The following is a 16,027-nucleotide window of genomic DNA, read 5'->3' as shown; positions in this document are numbered from 1 at the left end:
TTTTAATTTCAAAACCTTTTTTTTACGACAACCCGATACTTTTGATGTCATAAAATTTACTATTTATGATGATCAAATTATGGTTTTTGATACTGTTCTTGCTTCTCTCATTTTATGGAAAAGCACAGAAAGTAGCTTCAGATTCTCTGACAAAAATAAAGTCCTCCACAACCAATATTTCAGAAGTTGTTATCCAATCAGCTCCAAGAAAGATGAAACTGAACGATGGAAATGTGGTAATGGCTGTTGCCGGAAATAAAGACTTTAAAACCTCTACCCATCTTCTTGAAGTTCTGAGAAAAACACCCGGTGTTACAGTAGACCAGGAAGACGGAATTTTTATTGGAGGAAGAATTACTCCGGCCATTTTTATTGATGGCAAGCCCGTTGTCATGAGCAATCAGGAGATACAGGCATATTTACGATCCTTATCGCCCGAAATGGTAGAATCTGTAGAAGTAAATACCAATCCATCTTCAAAATATGATGCAGAATTTAAAGGAATTATTGATATTAAATTAAAAAAGAACACCAATCTCGGCTGGAAAGCAAATTATAACGGGAATGTATATACTAATAAATTCAACTACAGGGAAAATGCATTCAATCTATCTTACCATACAGGAAAGGCAACCTACAATCTGCAGGCAGGTTATAACGAAGGAATTTCAACCTATCGATATCAAGCGTTGCAGCGGTTAGCGAATACTAATGTGATGCGCACCAATACCTATCAGGAAGATTTTGGGAAAGTCTATAATATTCAGGCAGGGGCAGATTTCAGACTGAATGATAAAAACAGAGCAGGAATCAGTCTAAGAAGTAACTTCCGGGAAAATGACCGTACACGCAGCGGATCACTTTATGCTACTGATAAAAGTGAAACACAATTGGTGTTTCATACTGTAAGTGAAAATCCTACAGATTATTTACAGGATAACTATGGAATTGCAGCTGATTATTCTTTCCAAAATAAAGGATTTACAATCAGTTTTTTAGGGAATTATCTGGCCGTTAAAAATAAGCAGGATGATGATTTTATCAATAAAGATAAGGCTACAGCTAATCTTTTGTCTTATTGGAAGTCTGATCTGCTTAACAAAATTAATATCTATACCGCTCAGATAGATGCTTCCCAAAAAATAAATAATATAGACATCGAGGCAGGAATCAAATACAGTAACTCCGACACCCATAATAATATCAGGTACGATACATTGTCTGTCGGAAATCAGTTTGTTTTTGACCCTACGCGAAGTAATGTATTTTCGTACAAAGAAAAAATATGGGCAGGATATATCGCATACAGGCAGAAAATTGGAAACCTGCAGATGAATGCCGGGTTAAGATTTGAAAATACAAACAGTATTTCCAATGCAGTGACTTTAGATTCTGTTGTTTCTAGGAACTACCTGGAATGGCTTCCGTCATTTAGTACAAGCTATACTTTTAATAAGTCCAGTGAACTTTCTCTTTCCTATAGCAGGAAGATAACAAGACCGGCTTTCTCGCAGCTTAATCCTTTCAGGTTTTATTTCAGTCCTCTCAATTACTGGATTGGGAATCCCTATTTACGGCCATCGTTTACCAGCCAGATCAAAGCAACCTATCGTTATAAAAACTGGGTGACAAGCTTTACGGTTGGAAAAGAAAAAGATTTCATGACGCGTTATCCCATTTACAACCCGGAAACGAACGTATTGCAATATTTGGGAACCAATCTTCCATATCGGAATTTCGCTATTTTTGAAACCAGTTTTCCGGTCAGAATTACAAAATGGTGGAATATCACCAGTCAGTTCACAGGAAATTACAATTATGAATTCATGCCCTATCTGGATGAGGTTTTTGCATTGAATATCTATAATTATGGAGTAAGAATCAATCAGGTATTTTCACTTCCAAAAGGATACACGGTAAATATTTTTGCCAATTACGAATCCAAAACAGGAAATAGTCTTTACATCATTAAACCAAGATATACCATAGATGTATCAGTTCAGAAGTCTTGGCTTGATAATAAACTGAACACTAAAATCGGGTTTAATAATCTCCTTGATTCATACGACCAGCAGCTGGAATTCCGGCATAAACAGATCATGGATAACCGCCTTAAACACTGGTGGGATAGCAGCCGGCTGGTATTTTCGCTCAGTTACAGCATTGGAAGTACAAAATATCAGGTAAAAGAAACCCAGAAAACAGAAGAAGAAAACAGAGCGAGATAAGAAAACCTGCTTGAAAAAGCAGGCTTTCGATTGTATTAAGGACATTGGCATCTGTCGCATGTCCAGATATAGCATTTTCCTGTATCATCCCATTCACAGCATCTTCTGGCTGTTGATATTGGTGCTCCTCCCATAACGGATTTTTGTTGGTCTCTTCCTAATTTTTGTGCGTTTTTCAGCACCGGATTGTTCTTGTTCATGACTTTGATTTTTGGTGTTAATAGTTAAGTTTTATGATCTATAATTTCGCGAAAACTATATCACTAAGATATGAATTTAAATAATAAAAATAATATGTTTTTTAATACTTATGTAGATGAAATATAGTAGGTTGTAGAGGTTTTTGGAATAATACTTTTCCTTTTTTGTTAAAAAATAGTAAAAAACAATTTTGGACACATTCAAATTTAATGCATAAAATAATCCAAAAGTTTTATAGGTAGAGACCTTTACTTATATTTGTAGTATTGCATAAATCTTTATGAGACTAAACATTAAAAATGAAACGGGTAGGCTGAAGTCAGTAGTTCTAGGCCAGCCTAATTCACTGGGACCGGTTCCCACACTAGAGGAAAGTTATGACGCAAAGTCATATTACTCAATCGAACATAATATTTATCCTAAAGAACAGGATATTATTAACGAAATGAACGCTTTTGAAGCGGTTCTAAAAAAGTATGACGTTGAAGTGCTTCGTCCAAGTATCATTAAAGATTACAATCAGGTTTTTTCAAGAGATGTAGCCTTTGTAATTGATGATAAAATGATCATTTCCAATGTGATCGCAGACAGAGCAGATGAGCAGGGAGCATACAAAAATGTTTTTGAAAAAGTAGCATGGAGAAAAATCATCAATCTTCCGGAAACAGCCCATATTGAAGGAGGGGATGTTATCGTATGGGATGATTTTATTTTCATCGGAACTTGTTTCAGCGAAGATTACAGAAATTATAAGACGGCAAGAACCAATGAGTATGCCATTGAAATATTAAAAGAATATTTTCCAAAGAAAAGAATCATTGACCTAGAATTGAAGAAAAACGATAAAATTCCGTTTGAAGGTATTCTGCATTTGGACTGTACATTCAATCCGGTAGGAGAAGACAAATGTATTATCTATAAAAACGGATTCGTAGATGAAAGCGACTACCGTTTAATCATCGATATTTTCGGAGAAGAAAACTGCTTCCATATCAATGATGAAGAAATGTTTGAAATGGTCCCTAATATTTTCTCAATTTCTCCTGATATCGTAGTTTCCGACAAAGCATTCACAAGAATGAACAACCATTTGAGAAACGAATGGGGAATGACCGTTGAAGAAATTCCTTACAGAGAAATCTCCAAAATGGGAGGCTTGTTGAGATGCTCTACCATGCCGCTTGTGAGAGAATAATTGGGTGGGAAAGTCTTAGGGTTTGAGAGTGGAGGAGCGTACTCTTTCAATCTTTTAATTTTCAATCTTTTAATCAAAAAAAATGCAAACAACAGATACAGTATTAATGATAGAACCGATTGCATTCGGTTACAACGCTGAGACAGCGAAAAACAATTACTTCCAGGTGGAACAGACAGGTTCTGATATCCAGTTCAAAGCTTTGGCTGAGTTCAATACCTTTGTTGGAAAACTGAGAGGAAAAGGAATCAATGTAATCACGATAAAAGATACATTGGATCCTCATACGCCGGATTCTATTTTCCCAAATAACTGGGTAAGTTTCCATAAAGACGGGAAAGTGGTTTTATACCCGATGTTCGCATCCAACAGAAGAGTGGAAAGAAGAGAAGATATTATTGAAAGCATCCAGGGGCAAGGCTTTGAAGTCGCTGAAATTGATGACTGGTCTTTTTCTGAAACACAGGGACACTTTCTGGAAGGAACGGGAAGTATGATTTTTGATCATGACAATAAAATTGCTTACGGTTCTGTTTCTTTACGATTAGATGAAAAACTATTCAGAGAATTCTGTACAAAATATGGCTTCGCTCCGGTTGTTTTCCATTCATTCCAGACAGTAGGAACAGAAAGACTTCCTATTTATCATACCAACGTAATGATGTGTGTGGCTGATAGGTTTGTAGTAATCTGCCTAGACTGTATCGATGATGAATTGGAAAGAGAAAAGGTAATTGAAACCATTAAAGGTTCCGGAAAAGAAATTATTGAGATTTCAGAAGACCAGATGCAGCAGTTTGCGGGAAATATGCTTCAGGTTCAGAACAAAGACGGAGAGAAATTCCTGGTGATGAGCCAGACTGCTTACCAGTCTTTAACAACAGAACAGGTTGCAGCTATTGAAAAATACTGCGAAATTATCTATTCAGACCTGAATACCATTGAAGTAAATGGAGGAGGAAGCGCAAGATGTATGCTTGCTGAGGTTTTTCTTCCAAAAAAATAATATATTTACGAAAAAATTAATTGAACCCATTATCAAGTAAAGGTTTACATATTCTTCTGACTTTGGAAACAGAGTCAGAAGATTTGTTATTAGACAGCAAAGGTTTTCTAACGTTTACGGAAGAGATTCTGAAAACTAAAGATGTAGAAATTGTAGGAGTAACCAATCATGTTTTTGAAAATGAGAGTTTTACTTCGGCAGTGATCCTTAAAGAGTCGCACCTTTGTATCCACACGTGGCCGGAATTTAAGCAGCTTACTTTTGACGTTTTCCTATGTAATTATACCCAGGATAACACCACAAAAGTAGAGCAGATCGCAGATGAAGTGGTTCAGTATTTTAAAGCTAATACCATTCAAAAACACAAAATTTACAGATAAAAATGCATTACGTCTGCCCAGCATGCGATTCAGAAAATAAATTAGATCTCAGTTTTCCTATTGAAGAATATGTTTGCCAAACCTGCTCTCACCTCATTGATGTAGCCGGAAACAAACAAATCAAGCATCTGAAAGTACCGACAGAAAACGTGGTCTTGGACGTCGGACAAAAAGGGAAAATTGAAGGTGTAGAATATACTGTAGCTGCTATTATTGTCAAGAAATATGGCTCCAGTATTTTCTGGCGCGAATACTATTTAAAAGACAGCAAAGGAAATGATGCTTTCCTGAGTGAAAGTGATGGGCATTGGGTTTTCCTGATTCCTATGCATCCCGATGATTTTAAAGGTAAAAATTCGAAATTACCAACCTATCTCGGACGAACCTATCGCTGGTACGAAAACTCTCAGTGCAGTATTGAAGCTGCAGCCGGTTTTTTTGATGAACACATAGATTTCAGTATTGCTACCTACAAAGAATATGTCAACGGAACCCGTATGATCTCTCAGGAGAAGACCAGCAAGAAAAGCCAGTATTTTTACGGAGTTCATATTTCAAAATATGATGTTAAAAGAGCTTTTAAAATAGCTAATCTCCCTCATTATACAGGAGTAGGGATTGTTCAGCCTTATTATTTTGATATCAAACAGACTGTAAATATTTTTTGTGCGGCTGCATTGATGATATGTCTGCTTCAGTTGTATGTATATACTTCAAGAACTAATGAAACCGTTTTTGCGGAGACCATCAATTTTGCAGATGTACAGGGCAAAGAAATGGTGAGCAAGAGTTTTGCTCTTTCAGGAGGCTCAGCACCATTAAAGGTGAGTGCATTTTCAGGTGTTGATAATTCCTGGGCGAATATCCAGCTGAGTCTTGTGAATGAAAAAACCAATGAAATTATCTATACCTCTAAAGATATCGAACAATACCACGGATATGAAGATGGGGAAAGCTGGTCAGAAGGAAGTCAGTCCGAAGAATTTAATCTTTGTGGAGTAAGCTCAGGAAAATATCACTTTCTTATTTCTGCAGAGAAGGAAGGTTCTTCACCTACTTTTTCCAACCTTCAGTCTCCAGATTCAAAGGTGATGATATCCCGGGATAAATCAGGAACTATAGAGGTCACCGATCTATTTAAGGCCCAAACTATAGTCTTTGCAGACGGAAAGACACTGGAAAAAGACACATCGGAAATCGCCGGCCTTACTAAAGCATCTTTCGGAACTCAAAAGCTGGATTCCCTGATTAATGCTGAGGCGCCTAAGCTCACTACAGATCCTATTTCAAGCAATACTTATGTACAGCTCAAGGCAACATGGCTTCCCATTTCATTCTGGAACTTCGGATTTATTTTATTCATAATGGTCGCTATTTTTGTGGCCATGTATATAGGAAGGTACTTCTTTAATGTAAATAAATGGAATAACAGTTCAAACTCACCTTATTCTACATCGTAATGACTACTATTTTAAACTATATAAGACAAAACTGGATACTCTGCCTGATTGGTAGTTGTTTCATGACATGGTTTGTATACCTTACATACCAGGGAAATCAGGTCTGCGACTGTGCCAAAACGGAAACATACCGTGACGGAACCACAAGAAGCCATTCAAGAGTAGGATTCTACAGATACTATCACAAATAAAAATATAAAAACTATGGACAACATCAATTTCTTACCAATATTAAACTCGGTTCTTTACTCATTTTTAGGAATCGCAATTCTGCTGGTATGCTATTTCGTTATCGAAAAGCTTACACCGGAGAAAACATGGCATGAGATCGCTCAAAACAAAAACGTAGCCTTGGCTATTGTCTTTGGAGCATTCATCATCGGAATTTCAATGATTATAAGCGCTGCAATTCATGGATAAGAAGAGGATTCCTCTTGAGCTGCTTTTATTGTTTTCAGTATTCGTCATTGCTACATGTGGATTGATTTATGAATTGGTGGCCGGAGCCCTGGCGAGCTATCTTTTAGGAGACTCTGTAAAGCAGTTTTCTTTTATTATCGGGGTGTATCTCTTTTCAATGGGAGTGGGTTCCTACTTTGCAAAATTCATCAAAGGAAATCTTATTGATAAATTCATTGAGATCGAAATCCTTGTAGGAATCGTAGGAGGAATCAGCTCTGTTGTGCTGTTTATTTTGTTTAATACTCTCGCACATTTTGAAAGTGTTCTCTACCTTTTCGTCTTTTTTACCGGATGTCTTGTTGGCGTGGAAATTCCGCTTTTGATGAACATTTTAAAAGACAGAGTTCAGTTTAAAGATTTAGTTTCAAATGTCTTTGCATTCGACTATATCGGAGCATTACTGGCATCCATTCTATTCCCATTGGTTTTGATTCCAAAGCTGGGAATTGTAAAAACCCCTCTGTTTTTCGGACTCATTAATATTTCTATTGCTATATTTCTCTGTTATTACCTTAAAAAGGAATTATCAAAATCGTTTTCATTAAGAGTAAAGTCTATTTCGGCATTTGTTTTTTTGCTTGGGCTTTTCTTTTTTTCAGATACGATTTTATCTTATTCTGAAGAAAAGCTATATGGGGAAAATGTAGTATATACCAAAAGCTCACCTTACCAAAGGATTGTGTTGACGAGAAATACCCATGAGTTTCGTCTTTATTTGAATAACAATTTACAGTTTTCATCCACCGATGAATACCGTTATCATGAGGCCCTGGTACATCCTGCGATGTCTATGGCAAAAAACATTGATAACGTTTTGATTTTGGGAGGAGGAGATGGCTTTGCAGCAAGAGAAGTATTGAAATACAAAGACGTTAAAAAAATAACCCTCGTGGATCTTGATGGTGAAATGACCCAGTTTTTCAAGACCAATGAAACCATGCGCAGGCTGAATCAAAGTTCTTTTTCCAATCCGAAAGTGGAGGTAATCAATAAAGACGCCTACATTTGGGTAAAAGAGAACAGAAAAAAGTTTGATGTCATTATCATAGACTTTCCGGATCCGTCCAACTACAGCCTGGGAAAATTATATTCCCTGCAGTTTTATAAAGAACTGGAGAGACTGACAACTCTTGATACCAAAATTGTGGTTCAGACGACCTCTCCGTATTTTGCGCCGAAATCGTTCTGGTGCATAGAAAAAACGATCAATCAGATTTTTCCTTTCACAGCTGCCTATCATACTTATGTTCCGTCTTTCGGGGAGTGGGGATTCTCTATGGCTTCATTCGAACCCATAAACAACAGAATCTACAGAAAGCTTCCCGGTTTAAAATACTATGATTACAACTTTTCACAGATGTCTTATTTTAATAAAGATATGAAAGTGAAAGACGTAGAAGTTAACCGTCTGGATAACCAGATACTAGTTCGTTATTTTGATGAAGAGTGGGGAAAAGTACAGTAGAAAGGATTTTCTTAAAACTATATTTTTAGGTAGCCTTATGCTTCCTTTTTTACAGTATTGTGGAAAAAAGGTAAAGTCATTGTTGCTGAAAATCACCGGAACGAATTATGTTCTTGGGCATAAGTTATGGGCAAAAGATTTTCCACAGTTTTCAGAAGTTATTCACACCCAATATCTTATTGTGGGCGGGGGAATTTCAGGACTTGCTGCTTGCCGGTTTTTCAGTCAGCATAATGAAAACGATTATCTTCTCTTAGAAATGGAGAATCATCTGGGGGGAAATTCTTCCAACGGGCAGAACTCGTTTTCAAAGTTTCCGTTGGGAGCTCATTATTTGCCCTTACCCAATAAAGAGAATGTACAAATCATAGAATTTCTGACAGAATGTGGAATCTGTCTGGGAACTGAAGAGAACGGAGAACCCATTCTTGATGAATACCAAATGACCTTTCCACAACAGGAAAGACTGTTCTATAAAAACTCCTGGCAGAATGATATCGTTCCTCAGAGAGGGATTTCAACAGAAACTCATCAAGAGCTTAACCGCTTTTTTAAGCTGATGGATGAGTTCCGCCTGAAGAAAGATGCACAGGGAAAATATTGGTTTGCCATTCCGGTGCATGATTCAAGCCAGGAAGATGAGGTCTTAAACCTTGAAAAAATCATTTTCAAAGACTGGCTGAAGGAAAATAACTATCATTCAGAAGAACTTCTCTGGCTTTTGGATTACTCCTGCAGAGATGATTTCGGACTAGGCATAGACTATGTTTCCACATGGGCGGGGATTCATTATTTTGCCGGAAGAAAGAACAACTGGAGCACGAAATATAAAGATCAGGTATTCACCTGGCCGGAAGGAAATGCCAGACTGGCAAAACATTTCTCAAAATATACAGAAGGGAAGCATATCCCCGGGAATCTTGTCTTCGATGTAACACTCAATGATAAAGTTGAGGTATTGAGCTTTGATAATATTCAGAAGAAAACAAAAAAGATCATTGCGGATAAAGTACTGTTTGCATCACCACAGTTTGTGAACGAGAGAATTTTTAATCATAAGAAAGCCCAATCGTTTAATTATGTTCCGTGGCTTTTAACAACGATTACTTTAAAGAATGAATTCGGAGGAGATGAAGAATTGGCCTGGGATAATGTAATCTATGGAACTTCAGGATTAGGATATATCTTTGATCAACATCAAAATCTTAACCAGATTATAGGGGAAAGAGTAATTACCCACTATAAAAGTTTCTCAACCGGAGACTGCAGAAAAGCAAGGAAGAAGCTGTATGCAATGAAAGAAGCTGAACTTAAAACTTTAGTTTTGAATGATCTGAAGAAAGCACATCCGCTAATAGAAGATTTTATTCTGGAAATGCAGTTTCATAAAATAGGACATGCTATGATTGCACCGGTTCCTAACCAGATTTTTGGAGAATCAACAAGGATCGCAAAAGAACCTATAGACGGGAAGATATTCTTTGCCCATTCTGATCTTTCGGGAATATCTATTTTTGAAGAAGCTTTTTATCAGGGAATAAGAACGGCCGGACAAATGATATAAATTATAATATGAAACAGCCTTGGATACACAATGCAAAAACAGACTGGTGGTTTATTTTATCACCGCCTTTTCTGGTATTGTTGATTATTTTTCTTTTTCAGAAACAGATCCAGGGATTGGAAAACCATTATTCTTTTTACACATGGCTTTTCCTGATTGTTTTTGTAGACGTAGCCCACGTCTATTCGACACTGTTCAAAACCTATTTTATAAAAGGTGAAATACAGAAGAATAAACTGCTTTATCTTGGGATTCCTGTTCTAAGCTGGATATTGGGTATTGTTTTATTTCAATTGGGAAGCCTGACATTTTGGTCGGTACTGGCTTTGGTTGCCGTTTTTCATTTTATACGCCAGCAATATGGGTTTATGAGAATTTATGCCCGATTTGAGTCCAATAACTGGAGCAAAAAAATAGATGAGGTAGCTGTTTATTCTGCGACAATCTATCCCATGTTATACTGGTTTAAAACACCCCGCGCCTTTACCTGGTTTGTCAACAATGAATTTGAATGGCTTCAAAACCTTCCGGATTATATTCCTCTGATTACCGTCATCTATTTTACAATTCTGATCATTTGGATCGTTAAAACTGTTTTCGAAGTTTTCAAAACAAAAAATATTAATTTTCCTAAAACAGCATTGATCACGGGAACTTTTCTTTCCTGGTATTTTGGAATTGTATACTTTAACAATGATCTTCTCTTTACTTTTTTGAATGTGGTCTCCCATGGAATTCCATATATCGCATTGATTTATATTCAGGAAATAAAACAAAAAGAAAATCATCAGCTGAACAGAATGCAGATTTTTAAATCTTTTTCGGGAGTCTTTTTATTTGTAGCGGTCATTGTAGGGTTTGCTTTTCTGGAGGAATTTTTATGGGAAACTTTGGTCTGGAATGAGCATTTTTCTTTGAATATGATGGTTTCAGAAAAACTGTTTCAATTTTTGGTTCCGCTGTTGGTCGTTCCACAGCTTACCCATTATCTTCTGGATGGCTTTATTTGGAGAAAACCAAAAAAAGTTAGTTAACTTTGCCCTGAATGTTTAAAATCTGAAAATGAGACAATATCTTTTATCATTAGCCATTTTTCTGGGAATCATGGTGGGCGGTCAGCAGAAAACTTTCTGTAATCCCATTAATATAGACTACGGATATACCCCTTTCGAAGTTTTTTCAAAACAGGGAAAACACCGTGCTACAGCAGATCCCGTTATTGTTAATTTTAAAAATAAACTGTTTCTTTTTTCTACCAACCAGGAAGGCTACTGGTACAGTGATGATATGCTGGACTGGAAGTTTGTAAAAAGAAAATTTCTAAGAGATAATAAATATACCCATGATCTTAATGCTCCGGCAGTCTGGGCAATGAAAGATACGCTGTATGTTTATGGTTCTACCTGGGAACAGGATTTCCCAATCTGGAAGAGTACAAACCCAACTAAAGACGACTGGAAAATTGCGGTGGACACGTTAAAAGTAGGAGCGTGGGATCCTGCATTTCACTATGATGAAGATAAGAATAAACTGTATCTGTATTGGGGCTCAAGCAATGAATGGCCTCTGTTGGGAACAGAAGTTAAAGTTAAAAATCTGCAGTCCGAAGGTTTTGTAAAACCTATTCTTAAACTGAAACCTGAAGACCACGGATGGGAACGTTTTGGTGAATACAATGATAATGTTTTTCTTCAGCCTTTCGTAGAAGGAGCATGGATGACTAAGCATAACGGAAAATATTATATGCAGTACGGTGCTCCGGCAACAGAGTTTAGCGGATATTCTGATGGAGTGTACGTGAGCAAAGGTCCTTTAGAAGGTTTCGAGTATCAGCAGCATAATCCATTTTCATACAAGCCTGGAGGTTTTGCCAGAGGAGCAGGGCATGGAGCTACTTTTGAAGACAATTATAAAAACTGGTGGCACGTTTCCACCATCTTTATTTCCACTAAAAATAATTTTGAAAGAAGACTTGGAATCTGGCCTGCAGGTTTTGATAAAGACGATGTGATGTATTGTAATACAGCCTATGGAGATTATCCTACTTATCTTCCGCAATATGCTCAGGGAAAAGATTTTTCAAAAGGTCTTTTTGCAGGATGGATGCTGCTGAATTATAATAAACCAGTTCAGGTCTCCTCTACATTAGGAGGTTACCAGCCCAATTATGCAGTGGATGAAGACATTAAAACTTACTGGAGTGCCAAAACCGGAAATTCCGGAGAATGGTTCCAGACAGATCTGGGTGAGGTTTCTACCATCAATGCCATTCAGATCAATTATGCAGATCAGGATGCCGAATTTATGGGAAAAACCCTGGGAAAAATGCACCAATACAAAATCTATGGATCTAATGATGGAAAGAAGTGGAATGTAATTGTGGATAAAAGTAAAAACACAAAAGACGTTCCTCACGATTATGTAGAATTGGAGACCCCTGCAAAAGCCCGTTTCCTGAAAATGGAAAACCTGAAAATGCCCACCGGAAAATTTGCTTTGAGCGGTTTCAGAGTGTTTGGGAAAGGGGGCGGAAAAGGGCCTGCAAAAGTAGAAGGTTTTGTTCCTTTAAGAGCCGATCCTAAAAAATATGGTGAAAGAAGAAGTATCTGGATGAAGTGGCAGCAGAATTCTGAAGCAGACGGCTATGTGATCTATTGGGGAAAATCTCCCGATAAAATGTACGGAAGCATTATGGTATACGGAAAGAATGAATATTTCTTTACAGGAGCCGACAGAACTGATGCTTACTATTTCCAGATTGAAGCTTTCAATGCCAATGGAGTTTCAGAAAGAACAGCACCTGCAAAGTCTGAATAAAAGCAATTAAGAAATAAAAATAACACATTTTGAATGATCAGAACGTGTTATTTTTTGTCCGTTTTTTTTAGAAAGGTTGCTATTTTATCGATAAGAAATTCATCATTGGGCTTTTTATCCCAATCCAAATGTCCACCATCGAATTGATAAGATTCATGAATGATATGATTTTTATTTAAAATAGAATCTAGGATTTTTTCTTGTGAGGAAGGGATAACGCGGTCTGTACTTCCATAGTAGGATAAGGTAGGAGGGGAGGTTTTTGTGATCCATTTTACAGGGCTGGCAAAATCTATACGTGATATTCCCGGTCTTGGTACATGAGGATCTACAAGCCTTTTTTCAACAAAAGAATATTCCTGATAATTTTTGAAACCCGGATCTGAAAGATCACTTGGACCCACAATATTAATAACGGCCTTTACTTTTTTATCAGAATCGAATTGATAGGCATATAGCATGGATAAATGTCCTCCGGCACTGTTTCCTAATAATATGAATTCAGGATTATACTTGAGTTTCTTTTCTAAAAAGACAGAGACCTCTTTAATATCGTTTATTTGATTGGGCAGCCCGTAGTTGGATGCTGATGCCAGTCTGTAATTCATATTAACGAAAATATGATGAGGAAATTTCTGCATCAGAGAAAGTGTGAAAAATGTAAGCTGTGACTTATTTCCACTACGCCAGCCCCCGCCATGGATGATCATGAAAACATCCCTTTTTTGGATTGTTTTTTTATTGGGGATATAAATATCCATCACCTGTTCAGGACTATTTCCGTACTGAATATTTTCCTCTTTATCAAAGCTGATATCGTTGCCTAGTTTTATCTTGTTTTCTTTACAGCCAGTCCATAGAAAAAGCAAACTGAGGCTGATTAAAATAATATGTACCCATTTTTTCATAGCTATTAAATATAAAAAATCCGCTGTAAAAAACAGCGGATACCGTAAGAATAATTGAATATGAAGAAAGATACTTCTCTTATTTTGTTCTGCTTTTGATGGCATCAGATGCACCTTCGATGTCTCTTACCTTTTTCACTTTCTGATTTCCGAAATTGTAGGTAAGGCTTACCATTACGTTTCTATTGTAGCGGTTTTGGTGGATGTAATTGTAATTCCCATTGTCCTGGAAGTCTTCAATTTTGACAATATTGGTATTCAGAACGTCATTGACATTCACTGCAAAAGTCCAGTCGTTCCATATTTTTTTGATGCTAAGGTCTAAACTCATTAGCTCTTTTAGTAATCCAAGCTCGATTTGCTGTTTGTCTACGAAGAAATAATTAACTCCAAAGAACCACGTTTTCTTTTTATCAAGACGGATGGTATTGTTTGTCTGGATGAGAAGACTGGTAGAATTTGTTTTGTTGGTGTATACAATATCTTCACCCTTTTGATTTTTGAATCGGTCTCCTGTAGTAGGGTCGATGTCAAGACTTCCGTTGTTGATGTTATGTTGAACTCCAATATTGAAGTTGGTTGTCCAGTATTGTTTAAAAAATGATTTCTGAAGGCCTAACATTGCAGACATTTCCTGTTTGTTTCCAAAATTGGTTCTGATATATCTCAATACAGGATTGGCACCCACTGTACCATCCGGAGCTACCGGATATCCCTGTAACGGAACCTGAGTAATAGCATCCTGAATATAAGAGTGATTTAGAATCAGGAAATATGAATTTTTAAACATATAAGTTAATTCCTGATTGTAAGTTGAAGATGCCTTTACAAATGGGTTGTTCTGAGTATAATTATCATCTGTCAGAATATTTCTTACAGGATTAAGCTCCCAGAAGCTTGGTCTTCTCATTCTGCTTGAAAAGGAATACGAAATGTTGTTTTTATCATTAATCGCATAATTCACGCTCAAATAAGGAAGAAAGTTTTTGTAGTTTCTTTCAATTCTCTTAAGGGCTTCTGTAGGGGCATTGTCGGAAGATCCCAAACTGTTGGTAATCTCGTATCTCGCTCCTATTTTTCCAGAAAGTTTATCGGAAATCTTCTTTTCAACAGTAAGATACATACCATAGATGTTTTCATCATAGATAAAATGATTGGGTCTTGGATCCGGATTTTTTACGGGATCAAAAGAATAAGTAATGTTTTTAGAATCGTTGTCTGTTTTTGTTTTGTTATAATTTCCTCCGACTGATACTGTCAGGTCATATTTAAATTTCTGAATATAATCTACCATTCCGGAGAAGTTATTAATGATCTGAGGGAGATCCTGAAGCACTTGTGTTGTTCTTGCTCCCAATCCTCTGTTGATATCTGAAGTAAAGGTTTGGTTATCTGTGAACTGAAATCTTCTATAGTTCAGATAGGCTGCATTTACATTCAGCTTACTGCCTAATGAATCTGTTTTTAATTCATAATTTAGATTCAAAGAATTGTTATAAGACCTTGCATCTTCTTTGTTTTTGGACCATGTATATTGTGTGCCTGTTTTTTTTATGGTATTAAACAGATCTACTGTTGAATTATAGCTTTTATTAGCCCATGTGTTCCATGATAATGCCAGGTTGCTTTTGTCATTCAGTTGGTAATCAATATTCAGATAACCGCCGATGTTTTTGTTTGGATCGGTGATATCTCCGGTAGATTCATTGGAAGTATTTGCGGTACCATTTCTTAATGTGTAAGTTTGTGCCTCAATATTTTCCCCACCACTAAGATTGGCGCTCACTCCCAGTTTATCTTTTCTGTAGTTAGCTGAGAAACTGGCCTGGCTTGCGTTGTATTTACTGGTTGTATTAGACATTCTCATGTTTCCGCTGAGACCGTCACTCATTTTTTTCTTTAAAACGATGTTGATGATCCCATCTGATGATTCTACCTGATATTCACTTCCGGGAATCGTTATAACTTCTATTTTCTGAATATTTTCTGCTGGAGTATTTTTCAGGAACTGAGCCAGAGACTCAGCATCCATATTGGTTTTTCTTCCGTTGATATAGATCAGTGCATTGTTCTTTCCTGCGATTTTCAAGGTCTTATCATCGGTAGAAGATAATAACGGAGTCTGCTTCAGAAGGTCGAAAGTGGTATTTCCCTTCGCAACTGGAGAGGCGGCTACGTCATATACAAAACGGTCACTTTGCTTTTTGAAAACCTGTTTCGTGATCGTAACTCCTTCTATATTTTTAGTTTTTGCCGTATCAGATTTCTTCTCCTGAGCAAATGCGCAAGTACCGAATACGATAGCCATTGACAAAATTATACGTTTCATTTTTGTTTTATT

General features: G+C 36.8%; 14 protein-coding genes. 11 read left to right on the top strand and 3 right to left on the bottom strand.

The genetic code is table 11. The features are described from left to right. Positions 1-65 precede the first annotated feature (65 nt). On the top strand, positions 66-2,228 hold the full coding sequence (locus tag C1634_RS00235) for a TonB-dependent receptor domain-containing protein (RefSeq protein WP_109737753.1): 2,163 nt from the start codon (positions 66-68) through the stop codon (positions 2,226-2,228). Between the two features lie 35 nt (positions 2,229-2,263). Here C1634_RS00235 and C1634_RS25850 read toward each other — a convergent pair whose 3' ends face one another. After that, entirely contained in the window at positions 2,264-2,428 is a 165-nt protein-coding gene (locus tag C1634_RS25850; RefSeq protein ID WP_153816335.1) for a hypothetical protein, read from the bottom strand. 281 nt (positions 2,429-2,709) lie between these two features. Between C1634_RS25850 and C1634_RS00230 the strand changes: the two genes are divergently transcribed. The 10 genes from C1634_RS00230 to C1634_RS00185 all read left to right on the top strand — a co-directional run bounded on the left by C1634_RS00230 (position 2,710) and on the right by C1634_RS00185 (position 12,778). Then, positions 2,710-3,624: a dimethylarginine dimethylaminohydrolase family protein gene (locus C1634_RS00230; protein WP_103233312.1), complete on the top strand. Its 915-nt coding sequence runs from the start codon at positions 2,710-2,712 to the stop codon at positions 3,622-3,624. A gap of 82 nt (positions 3,625-3,706) precedes the next feature. Continuing rightward, positions 3,707-4,630 (top strand): citrulline utilization hydrolase CtlX, encoded by a 924-nt coding sequence (ctlX, locus tag C1634_RS00225; RefSeq protein WP_109737752.1) that lies wholly within the window; start codon positions 3,707-3,709, stop codon positions 4,628-4,630. Between the two features lie 20 nt (positions 4,631-4,650). Continuing rightward, positions 4,651-5,010, top strand: a complete 360-nt coding sequence (locus C1634_RS00220; RefSeq protein WP_103233310.1) for an S-adenosylmethionine decarboxylase family protein — start codon at positions 4,651-4,653, stop codon at positions 5,008-5,010. Positions 5,011-5,012: 2 nt separating this feature from the next. Continuing rightward, positions 5,013-6,470, top strand: coding sequence for a DUF4178 domain-containing protein (locus C1634_RS00215; protein WP_103233309.1), 1,458 nt, complete (start codon positions 5,013-5,015; stop codon positions 6,468-6,470). Further along, positions 6,470-6,661 carry a hypothetical protein gene (locus C1634_RS00210; protein WP_228409900.1) on the top strand — a complete coding sequence of 64 codons (192 nt, stop codon included), beginning with the start codon at positions 6,470-6,472 and terminating at the stop codon, positions 6,659-6,661. Before C1634_RS00215 ends, C1634_RS00210 begins: the two co-directional genes overlap by 1 nt. Positions 6,662-6,674: 13 nt before the next feature. After that, positions 6,675-6,890, top strand: coding sequence for a DUF350 domain-containing protein (locus tag C1634_RS00205; protein WP_103233308.1), 216 nt, complete (start codon positions 6,675-6,677; stop codon positions 6,888-6,890). Continuing rightward, positions 6,883-8,397, top strand: a complete 1,515-nt coding sequence (locus tag C1634_RS00200) for a polyamine aminopropyltransferase (RefSeq protein WP_109737751.1) — start codon at positions 6,883-6,885, stop codon at positions 8,395-8,397. Before C1634_RS00205 ends, C1634_RS00200 begins: the two co-directional genes overlap by 8 nt. A gap of 37 nt (positions 8,398-8,434) precedes the next feature. After that, positions 8,435-9,961 carry an NAD(P)-binding protein gene (locus C1634_RS00195; protein WP_228409898.1) on the top strand — a complete coding sequence of 509 codons (1,527 nt, stop codon included), beginning with the start codon at positions 8,435-8,437 and terminating at the stop codon, positions 9,959-9,961. 8 nt (positions 9,962-9,969) lie between these two features. Next, entirely contained in the window at positions 9,970-10,995 is a 1,026-nt protein-coding gene (locus tag C1634_RS00190) for a hypothetical protein (RefSeq protein WP_103233305.1), read from the top strand. A gap of 28 nt (positions 10,996-11,023) precedes the next feature. Then, entirely contained in the window at positions 11,024-12,778 is a 1,755-nt protein-coding gene (locus C1634_RS00185; protein WP_109737750.1) for a discoidin domain-containing protein, read from the top strand. A 47-nt stretch (positions 12,779-12,825) separates the two neighbouring features. Here the strand turns inward: C1634_RS00185 and C1634_RS00180 are convergent, their stop codons facing one another. Continuing rightward, positions 12,826-13,686, bottom strand: a complete 861-nt coding sequence (locus tag C1634_RS00180; protein WP_109737749.1) for an alpha/beta hydrolase — start codon at positions 13,684-13,686, stop codon at positions 12,826-12,828. Between the two features lie 79 nt (positions 13,687-13,765). Beyond that, positions 13,766-16,015 carry a TonB-dependent receptor domain-containing protein gene (locus C1634_RS00175; RefSeq protein ID WP_103235270.1) on the bottom strand — a complete coding sequence of 750 codons (2,250 nt, stop codon included), beginning with the start codon at positions 16,013-16,015 and terminating at the stop codon, positions 13,766-13,768. Between the last annotated feature and the right edge of the window lie 12 nt (positions 16,016-16,027).

This window comes from Chryseobacterium viscerum (assembly GCF_002899945.2).
Taxonomy (GTDB): Bacteria; Bacteroidota; Bacteroidia; order Flavobacteriales; family Weeksellaceae; genus Chryseobacterium; species Chryseobacterium viscerum.
This window is presented reverse-complemented; position numbering and strand designations above follow the sequence as displayed.

Bases quoted from the DNA above. Each gene is read 5' to 3' on its own strand.
- C1634_RS00235 (WP_109737753.1), top strand. From the start codon at position 66: ATGATGATCAAATTATGGTTTTTGATACTGTTCTTGCTTCTCTCATTT.
- C1634_RS25850 (WP_153816335.1), bottom strand. From the start codon at position 2,428: ATGAACAAGAACAATCCGGTGCTGAAAAACGCACAAAAATTAGGAAGA.
- C1634_RS00230 (WP_103233312.1), top strand. From the start codon at position 2,710: ATGAGACTAAACATTAAAAATGAAACGGGTAGGCTGAAGTCAGTAGTT.
- ctlX (WP_109737752.1), top strand. From the start codon at position 3,707: ATGCAAACAACAGATACAGTATTAATGATAGAACCGATTGCATTCGGT.
- C1634_RS00215 (WP_103233309.1), top strand. From the start codon at position 5,013: ATGCATTACGTCTGCCCAGCATGCGATTCAGAAAATAAATTAGATCTC.
- C1634_RS00210 (WP_228409900.1), top strand. From the start codon at position 6,470: ATGACTACTATTTTAAACTATATAAGACAAAACTGGATACTCTGCCTG.
- C1634_RS00205 (WP_103233308.1), top strand. From the start codon at position 6,675: ATGGACAACATCAATTTCTTACCAATATTAAACTCGGTTCTTTACTCA.
- C1634_RS00200 (WP_109737751.1), top strand. From the start codon at position 6,883: ATGGATAAGAAGAGGATTCCTCTTGAGCTGCTTTTATTGTTTTCAGTA.
- C1634_RS00195 (WP_228409898.1), top strand. From the start codon at position 8,435: ATGCTTCCTTTTTTACAGTATTGTGGAAAAAAGGTAAAGTCATTGTTG.
- C1634_RS00190 (WP_103233305.1), top strand. From the start codon at position 9,970: ATGAAACAGCCTTGGATACACAATGCAAAAACAGACTGGTGGTTTATT.
- C1634_RS00185 (WP_109737750.1), top strand. From the start codon at position 11,024: ATGAGACAATATCTTTTATCATTAGCCATTTTTCTGGGAATCATGGTG.
- C1634_RS00180 (WP_109737749.1), bottom strand. From the start codon at position 13,686: ATGAAAAAATGGGTACATATTATTTTAATCAGCCTCAGTTTGCTTTTT.
- C1634_RS00175 (WP_103235270.1), bottom strand. From the start codon at position 16,015: ATGAAACGTATAATTTTGTCAATGGCTATCGTATTCGGTACTTGCGCA.